Raw genomic sequence first — 8,245 nt, forward strand, 5'->3', positions numbered from 1 at the left:
GTAAGCCTGATCGAGCGCGAGCTGTCGGGGGTTAAGAATCTGCTGTACTTCGAGTCATCCACCGATGCTTCAGGCAGTGCACAGATCACGGCAACGTTTAAACCGGGCACCGACGCCGAACTGGCACAGGTCGATGTGCAGAACCGCATCAAAGCTGTCGAGCCGCGACTGCCGCAAGCCGTGCGACAGAGTGGGCTGCAGGTCGAGTCGGCGTCTTCGGGCTTTCTGATGATGGTCGGCCTGACATCGCCCTGCGGCCAGTTCGATGAAGTCGCATTAAACGACTACATGGCGCGCAATATCGTCGAAGAGTTGCGCCGCATCGATGGTGTGGGGCGGGTACAGCTGTTCGGTGCTGAACAGGCCATGCGCGTCTGGGTCGACCCGGATAAGCTCAGCACCTATGGCCTGACCATGAACGAACTGGCTGCGGCCATTGAGCAGCAGAATGTGCAGATCGCTCCCGGACGCATTGGCGACGAACCCGCACTGCCGGGCCAGCGTCTGACCGTGCCGTTGACCGTGCAGGGACAACTGACGGCCCCGGAGCAGTTCGCGGCTATTGTTCTGCGTGCCGGAAGCGATGGCTCAGCACTGCTGCTCGGTGACGTAGCACGGGTTGAGCTGGGGGCGCAGTCTTATGGGTTTTCTAACCGCGAAAACGGCGTGGTGGCGACCAGTGCGGCTATTCAGTTATCGCCAGGTGCCAATGCCGTGCGTACCGCTGCAGCCGTGCGCGAACGTCTGGCTGAGCTGGCGCCGGGCATGCCGGCGGGCATGGCTTATTCGGTACCGTTCGATACTGCGCCTTTCGTCAAAGTGTCCATCGAAAAGGTGATCTATACCCTGTTCGAGGCCATGGTGCTGGTGTTTCTGGTGATGTTCCTGTTCCTGCAGAACCTGCGCTATACGCTGATTCCGGCCATCGTCGCGCCCATTGCGCTGCTCGGCACCTTCGCCGTGATGTTGCTGGCCGGGTTCTCGATCAACTCGCTGACCATGTTCGGTATGGTGCTGGCCATCGGCATCATCGTTGACGACGCCATCGTGGTGGTGGAGAACGTCGAGCGGCTGATGGCCACTAAAGGGCTGTCGCCGAAAGAGGCGACCATGCGGGCAATGAATGAAATCACCGGGGCAATCATCGGCATTACGCTGGTACTCACCGCTGTATTTATTCCCATGGCCTTCGGCAGCGGTTCGGTCGGCGTAATTTACCAGCAGTTCACCCTGTCGATGGCGGTGTCGATCCTGTTCTCGGCCTTCCTTGCTCTAAGCCTGACACCAGCGTTATGCGCCACGCTATTGCGTCCGGTGAGCCCCGGCCACCATGAACAACGCGGTTTTTTCGGTGCCTTTAACCGGGGATTCGGGCGTCTTACCGCAGGCTATGGTGCGCAGGTGGCGCGTCTGGTCGGGCGCAGCGGACGGATGATGGCGGCGTTCGCCGTGCTCTGTATGGTGTTGATTCTTGCCGCTCAACAATTGCCCTCATCCTTTCTGCCGGATGAAGATCAGGGCTACTTTATGACCTCCATTCAGCTGCCCACCGGCGCTACCAGCGAACGTACGCTGGAGGTGGTGAAGGCCTATGAGGCACACGTCGCTTCACGTCCGGCGCTCGATGCCAACATGGTGGTGCTTGGTTTCAGCTTTGCCGGTTCCGGTCCCAATGCCGCGATGGCGTTCACCATGCTCAAAGACTGGGATCAGCGAGATGGTGCTAGCGCAGCGGAAGAAGCTGAACTGGCGCAGCAGGCTATGGCCGGTAGCGTCGAAGGTACGGTGATGAGCCTGATGCCACCGGCCATCGATGAGCTGGGTACCTCTTCCGGTTTCAGTCTGTTCCTGCAGGATCGGGCTAACCGTGGCGAGGCTGCCTTGCTGGCGGCGCAGGCACAGCTGCTGGAGCTGGCAGCACAGAGCGGGATCGTCAGTGACGTTTATCCGGATGGTCTGCCGCCCGGTGAAAGTATTCATCTTGAAATTGACCGGCAGAAAGCCGCGGCCATGGGTTTGTCTTTTATTGACGTGAGCAACACGCTGTCGGCGGCGATGGGCTCGCTGTACGTCAATGATTTCCCCAATGCCGGCCGTATGCAGCAGGTCATCCTGCAGGCTGATGCCCCGGCTCGTATGCAGCTGGACGATGTACTTGATCTGCGCGTGCGCAATACCAGTGGCGGTATGGTGGCGCTGCGCGAGGTGGTAACGCCGGTGTGGAGCGAGTCGGCGCAACAGTTGCTGCGCTTCCAGGGCTTTCCGGCAATACGTATTTCCGGAGGTGCAGCGCCCGGTGTGTCCAGCGGTGCTGCGATGGCCGAAATGGAACGTCTGGTAGCGCAGCTGCCAAAAGGCTATGCCGCAGCCTGGACGGGGGCGTCATTGCAGGAACGCCAGTCGGCGGCGCAGGCTCCGCTGCTGATGCTGTTGTCGGCGCTGGTGGTTTTTCTGGTACTGGCGGCGCTGTACGAAAGCTGGTCGATTCCGTTGTCGGTGATGCTGGTGGTGCCGCTCGGCCTGCTGGGTGCCGTGGCCGCGGTGATGCTGCGTGGTATGCCCAACGACGTGTTCTTTAAGGTTGGCATGATCACCATCATCGGCCTGTCGGCGAAGAATGCCATCCTGATCGTCGAATTCGCCCGCCAGTTACATGCAGAAGGAACATCGCTGATCGAATCAGCGGTGACCGCCGCGCGCCTGCGCCTGCGTCCGATTCTGATGACCTCGCTGGCCTTTACCCTCGGTGTGCTGCCGCTGATGCTCGCCTCCGGCGCCAGTGCCGAAACCCAGCACGCCATCGGCACCGGAGTGTTCGGTGGCATGCTCAGTGGCACTGTGCTGGCGGTGTTCTTTGTACCGGCTTTCTTTGTCTTTGTTATTGGCACGCAGGAACGCTTCAGCGCCTGGCGCGCGCAACGTAACCAACGTGCGCAGACAGGGCAAAGCCTGTGATCTGTCGGTTGCTGATCCGGGCACTGTTCAGGAATAAGTCTGGGATTTTCTGATCAGAGGTCTGCTCAGGTTATCTGGAAATGTGCTCATCAGGAGCATCACCGCACATCAGGATGTATTTATTTTAATTTTTTGATTTTAAAGGAAAAAATGGTGGGCCTTCCCGGGCTCGAACCGGGGACCTGGCGATTATGAGTCGCTGGCGTATCACCAATAAGCTATTGTTTCTAAAGGAGTTTTTATTTGTGCATGAAAAGTTGACACGGATTTGACATAAAAATCAGATTTCCGGCAGCCTATCGACGGCCTCCTGCTGGCTCGCTTCTCGCGTGTTGAAGTAGCGCATGGTGGTCGTAACGCTGGCATGGTCGGCCAGTTGCTGCACCTTCTGCGGGCTTTCACCGTTGTTCAGCAGCCAGGTGATAAGCGCGGCGCGCATTCCCCAGTGAAACGGCTTCACGCCACCCGGCAGGCCAGCGGCTTTACAGGCGCGGGTCATGGCTTTGCTGATGTGTGACGGGTCGGCATACCATGGGTTGCCCCGGCCATCATCCAGATACCAGCGCTCTGCCGGATCACGGGCAGCAAGGTCATCACGCAGGAATTCATACAGGCGGGCATTCATTGGTTTATTCGGCCAGCGGTTTGCCTTGTTTTGCCAGCCCAGCTCTGGCACATCACGAATACGCACCAGCTTTGCGTCCAGGTCAATGCCGGATAGCGGCAATGCGCCGATGGCACCCTTACGCAGCAGGGCATTGGTGGCCAGCATAAAAGCGCGGTACAGATTACGGGCGTTAACGGCTGGCCGCCCCCGGGCAGAATTTTCAATATTGGACAGCAACCACTTTTTCAGCTGCTCCAGGTGCTGCAGGCTGAATACTTCCATTTCTTTCACTTTGGGCTGCGCCTTCTTCAGGCGCGGTAACTTGTCGATCAGTTCGTTATCGTTGGCCCAGCCCAGAAACACAGCCAGCTGACGCATGTGCATATTCTGAGTTGCTGCTGAAATGGTACGGTCACCACGGTTAACCGCTTTAACCTTGGCCAGTTCATCAAAAAACCTGATGTTATGTTCACGCCCGAAATCGCGCAGGCGGTGGTCGCCAACGGTAGACAAATATAAGCGGATCGTCTGCGCATAGCGCGCAACCGTTACTTCTGAGTTAACCACACCCACATGCTTCAGCCAGTTGTCTGCAGCATCCGAGAACGACATATTTTTACGCCGGTATTCAGCCTGCTTTCGCTTTTCGTCGGCAACAAACTGCACTTCGCGGATGCGCTTTTCTTCCAACTTATAGCGCTCTTCGGCCAGTTTTAATGCCACATCAAGCGGCATCTGACCGGCCTCTTTAACATTCACCAGGCGGCGGCGAAGCCCCCGGCGGCAATCCTGAAAACCGGCATTAATATCGTGCGGAAACTCACCGATAATATGCCCGGCTTTGTCGATATGAATTAACTGGCGCATGGTGATCTCCGCAGAATTACAGAAGTTTTCCCTGGGTAGCCCAGTGTTCTTCTGTGATGATTGATAGGGGTAAGCCTTGGTTGCGGTAGTCCATAGCCTTTTCAATCTTCCGGCCAAAGGATTCGTGTGCCCAGCTATCGGTGACGTAAGTACCGATAACCAAATAGTTGAGGTTGCGGGTAACTCCACTGGCCACAATGCCACCAAGTGTTTCAACAGCAGCCTGACATTGTTTACGGGTTCCGTAAGCACAAGTGCCGGTGAACAAAAAGGAATTACCTTCAAAGGTAATATCCGGAAGGGGTTGATTAATGGGTAGTGATGCTGACTTTGACAGCTCACCAATTTCTGATTTTTCGCCAGCCAGTGAGCGCAAGATAGAAAGCAACTCAGAGGATTCATCCTGATCAAGAACACCGTCTTTTAGCATATCTGTCAGTTTTATTAACAGGTTTTCAAAGATAGGGTTGTTGCTTTCATTCTGAGTATTCTGAATAAGCCAACTTAATAGAAACTCAGCTTCTGCCTGATTAACTACTCCGTCAGCAGTAAGCCCTTTGCTCAAGCCAATTAGAGTATCTATCTGACGATCCTGAGTATCCTTTCTGTTGAACTTAGCGAAAATATCCATAAAAAAATCCCTGCTCATGCATTCTCTGGAGAAGTATTTAATAATTTAGTGAATCGACTTAGTTCACTTAGACCAAAAATAAGTACCATTAAAAAATCAAACTGATTGCCATGGTATCTGGCGTTCAGAGTCCATTTGCTTTTATCGCTATCAAACTCATAAACTGCGCACCGCAGCATCCCATGCTCAATGGTTGTATCAACAAAGCCAGAGGGAAGGCCTTCTTCGACTTGGATCATTATCTGTTCGTGCTTGTGAGATATAAGATCGCCTGTCGAGAATTTTAATATTGGGCTCTGTAACCATTCAGAGAATGTGCTTAACTTTCTTGTCTCTTTATCTGTACTGCGACGCTGTACGTAACGCAGGCCAAGTGCCTCCCTGAAGCAATAACCAACATTGAATTGCCACTGATCTATACCAATCTCGTTGTTTAATATTTCTACGATAAATGGATTTTCTAACTTTACTGGCGAATAAACTGGTGTATCCAGAACCAATTTGGGTAGTTCACGTTCAAACGTCTTAATCCTTTCCCCAACCCGGTAAACTGATTGGCAGCGGTCAACTATGTACCGAGTATTATTTTCAGGATGTTGAAAAGTCTTTAAATACTTAACCTGACTCAGGCGAACATAATCTCTACGAGTACGGATAAGCATCGACTCGAAATGACTTGTTACATTTTCTTTGGTTAATTTCATAACGATCCGTGTTTCTTAAAGTACTTAATCTGTGCATCCAGTCGGTGACATTCATCAGCCATTGCGCGGGCATGAGAGGCAAAATAAATTGCATCTTCCAGAGCTATCTGACGGCGAATACCAATACGCCAGGCACACAAAGACAAAGAAATAAATGGGATTAAAACTAACGCACCGCTGAAGGTGGTCAGGTTATTTATCAGGTGATCTTGATGAGTCAGCCAGTAAACCAACCCATAATGGATTAATCCGGGCCAAACGATAAAGAAAATAGCGGCGGCAAGCGCAGAGCCAGACAACAGTGCACCAGCATTCCAGATATTAAACCACCGGCTGCGCAATGCAGTCCGGCGTTTTTTATCAAAATCTTGCCAGCTGTAATAAGCCTGGTTACGTTGCTCCAGTGCAGTTGTCAGCGGGTCTTTCTGTGGCTGGGCGTGGTGGTGATGTGTTTCCTGAAATACATCACCATTGGCAGCAATGCTGTTGGGGCCGCTGGCGGTGATATTGGTAAAATCCGTCACGCCAATCCTCCTTAATATTACTGGTCAGATCCTTTCTTCACATTTCCGGCAGCAGCAATACTGCCGTCACCGCTGGACACAATGTTAGTACCGTGGCCAGCAGCACTTATGCCACCCTGGTGCGGACTGCCGCCTTTAAGAAGCTGGAACACCTGCAGCTTCAGCGACAAATCCGCTTTGCGGAATAGTTCCACAATCTCGATCTCATCTTTGGAAAACTCAGGCGCGGGTGCTGTGGGCATGGTGGGTGCTGGGGTGCCGTCCGAATACATCGGGCCTTCACCTTTACCAAGCCATAAGAACTCAGTGCCGGTGGCATCGGACAGGCGAATCAGGTTTTCACGGGTGGTATCAGAGCCAGTCCGTAGGCGATGAAGCTGCGTTGTGGATATGCCAGTAGCTTCAGATAGAGCCTTGCGGCCATGCCTATCAATCAGCAATTGAATGCGTTGTTGAAAATTATCCATATTTCCCCAAGTCCCTTTGAATACTCAAAGTCTTAAAAAGTACTTGACGAGTAACTTTAAAGACTTCTATAGTGCTGAGTAACAAAGGGGACTCATACTTAGTTTATTCAGAATTTACATAGTACACAGTCCGCCTCATAAGTCACGCCTTACTTAAAGGGGTTCGCTATGTCTGCAAACCATGAATTCATTGGAAAGCCACGCCTTTCGCCGTCTGATTTGGCGAAGCGCTGGGGAATTAGTCGCAAAACTATCTACAACTGGAGCGATAGCGGATACCTGCCGCCGCAGCACCGCATAGGTACCGTTGAGTTCTGGACAGAGGATCAGATTAGTGCCTGGGAGGCTGTGAATATTCAGCCTGCAGGTGTTCAAGAGTCCGCATCCGAAACGAACGCGCAATAAGGGGGCAGGCATGGATAAGCCAATCAGAGCCCGGCGCTACACCGCCCAGCAGGCAGCGGTTATCACCGTAAAAAACACGCAGGTTAATGTTGTGGTAGATGGCGATGTCTTCGGTATCACCATTAACAACAGCTCTGCCTGCGCTATATCAAATTCTTATACCGCTGACCTGAGCCTTACCCGGCTGGACGGCGGCACCTATCTGGATACCGGCGCCATGCTGCTGGGGCCAATCGACGACGACAGCGCCCGAAAGATTTCCGGGCTTTTGATGCCAGTCATCCACTAAAAAATTTTACGAATCGCACAGCACCCTGAGCGAAGGCGGGCGGGAAGCCCGCCGACTTTTTTAGGCTGGCTGCAGTAATGAACAACACATAAATCAACTGATAGGGCGTGAGAAATGACAACAGAAATAGCACTGAAAGAATTTGAACAAGAAGTCGTTTTGCCAACGCTGGTTAAAACTCTGGCTGATCTTCAGAAGCTGGTACACCAGCGCAATGTAGACGCCGGGTGGTGGCACGACATTCATACCGGCGAAAAGGTGCAACGGAATAAAGGTGAACTGCTGTGCCTGATTCATTCCGAAATTTCCGAATGCATGGAAGGTGTGCGCAAAAACCTGAAAGACGACAAATTACCCAATCGCAGCATGGAAGAAGTGGAACTGGCCGATGCGCTTATTCGCATTCTGGATTATGCCGGTGGATTCGAACTCGATGTGGCTGGAGCGATGCTCGAAAAGTTGGAATACAACGCCAGCCGGGAAGACCACAAGCCAGAAAGTCGCCGCTTAAAAAACGGCAAAAAGTTCTGATAGTTGGCCCCCTATATCAAGGGGGCTTGGTTTCAAGGAGGTCATATGGCAGCACATCAAAAAGCAGAAGTCAGCCTGGGCATTCTGCACCAGAAAAAAATGAACATCAGCGAAGCGGCCGCCGCTTTAGGCATGAGCCGCACCACGTTTAATAAACACCGGGCTGCAGGCCAACTGCCGCACAGCATCAGCATAGCGGGCCGTGAAGATTGGCTGGAATCCGCTTTAGAGCAGTGGATTGTTGACCAGAATCCACACCTGCAGA

The 8,245-nt window shown here is 53.0% G+C and carries 10 protein-coding genes; 5 read left to right on the top strand and 5 right to left on the bottom strand.

Annotated features, from left to right (window positions below; all coding sequences use genetic code 11):
- Positions 1-2,955 (top strand): multidrug efflux RND transporter permease subunit (locus B3P58_RS09765; protein WP_286717231.1); only part of this gene is annotated, 2,955 nt, incomplete at its 5' end.
- A 280-nt stretch (positions 2,956-3,235) separates the two neighbouring features.
- On the opposite strand, the gene B3P58_RS09770 is transcribed toward B3P58_RS09765, so the two are convergent.
- The 5 genes from B3P58_RS09770 to B3P58_RS09790 are packed head-to-tail and all read right to left on the bottom strand — an operon-like array spanning position 3,236 to position 6,755.
- Positions 3,236-4,429, bottom strand: a complete 1,194-nt coding sequence (locus tag B3P58_RS09770) for a tyrosine-type recombinase/integrase (protein WP_286717233.1) — start codon at positions 4,427-4,429, stop codon at positions 3,236-3,238.
- A 16-nt stretch (positions 4,430-4,445) separates the two neighbouring features.
- Entirely contained in the window at positions 4,446-5,060 is a 615-nt protein-coding gene (locus tag B3P58_RS09775; protein WP_286717235.1) for a BRCT domain-containing protein, read from the bottom strand.
- Positions 5,061-5,074: 14 nt separating this feature from the next.
- A complete protein-coding gene (locus tag B3P58_RS09780) occupies positions 5,075-5,764 on the bottom strand; it encodes a hypothetical protein (RefSeq protein ID WP_286717237.1) in 690 nt (229 codons plus the stop codon).
- Positions 5,761-6,288: a hypothetical protein gene (locus B3P58_RS09785; protein ID WP_286717239.1), complete on the bottom strand. Its 528-nt coding sequence runs from the start codon at positions 6,286-6,288 to the stop codon at positions 5,761-5,763. Before B3P58_RS09785 ends, B3P58_RS09780 begins: the two co-directional genes overlap by 4 nt.
- A gap of 17 nt (positions 6,289-6,305) precedes the next feature.
- Positions 6,306-6,755: a hypothetical protein gene (locus B3P58_RS09790; protein WP_286717240.1), complete on the bottom strand. Its 450-nt coding sequence runs from the start codon at positions 6,753-6,755 to the stop codon at positions 6,306-6,308.
- Positions 6,756-6,923: 168 nt separating this feature from the next.
- Between B3P58_RS09790 and B3P58_RS09795 the strand changes: the two genes are divergently transcribed.
- The 4 genes from B3P58_RS09795 to B3P58_RS09810 form a co-directional block, all read left to right on the top strand.
- A complete protein-coding gene (locus B3P58_RS09795) occupies positions 6,924-7,160 on the top strand; it encodes a helix-turn-helix transcriptional regulator (RefSeq protein ID WP_286717242.1) in 237 nt (78 codons plus the stop codon).
- A 10-nt stretch (positions 7,161-7,170) separates the two neighbouring features.
- Positions 7,171-7,449: a hypothetical protein gene (locus B3P58_RS09800; protein ID WP_286717244.1), complete on the top strand. Its 279-nt coding sequence runs from the start codon at positions 7,171-7,173 to the stop codon at positions 7,447-7,449.
- 114 nt (positions 7,450-7,563) lie between these two features.
- Positions 7,564-7,980, top strand: coding sequence for a hypothetical protein (locus B3P58_RS09805; protein WP_286717246.1), 417 nt, complete (start codon positions 7,564-7,566; stop codon positions 7,978-7,980).
- A gap of 45 nt (positions 7,981-8,025) precedes the next feature.
- On the top strand, positions 8,026-8,245 hold a 220-nt coding region (locus tag B3P58_RS09810; RefSeq protein ID WP_286717248.1), incomplete at its 3' end, for a helix-turn-helix transcriptional regulator.

The sequence above is a fragment of the Thalassolituus sp. UBA2009 genome, assembly GCF_002335285.1.
GTDB classification, from domain to species: Bacteria; Pseudomonadota; Gammaproteobacteria; order Pseudomonadales; family Oceanobacteraceae; genus Venatoribacter; species Venatoribacter alkanivorans.

Coding starts and splice junctions, on each gene's coding strand:
- B3P58_RS09790 (WP_286717240.1), bottom strand. CDS start 6,755: ATGGATAATTTTCAACAACGCATTCAATTGCTGATTGATAGGCATGGC.
- B3P58_RS09800 (WP_286717244.1), top strand. CDS start 7,171: ATGGATAAGCCAATCAGAGCCCGGCGCTACACCGCCCAGCAGGCAGCG.
- B3P58_RS09795 (WP_286717242.1), top strand. CDS start 6,924: ATGTCTGCAAACCATGAATTCATTGGAAAGCCACGCCTTTCGCCGTCT.
- B3P58_RS09805 (WP_286717246.1), top strand. CDS start 7,564: ATGACAACAGAAATAGCACTGAAAGAATTTGAACAAGAAGTCGTTTTG.
- B3P58_RS09780 (WP_286717237.1), bottom strand. CDS start 5,764: ATGAAATTAACCAAAGAAAATGTAACAAGTCATTTCGAGTCGATGCTT.
- B3P58_RS09770 (WP_286717233.1), bottom strand. CDS start 4,429: ATGCGCCAGTTAATTCATATCGACAAAGCCGGGCATATTATCGGTGAG.
- B3P58_RS09775 (WP_286717235.1), bottom strand. CDS start 5,060: ATGGATATTTTCGCTAAGTTCAACAGAAAGGATACTCAGGATCGTCAG.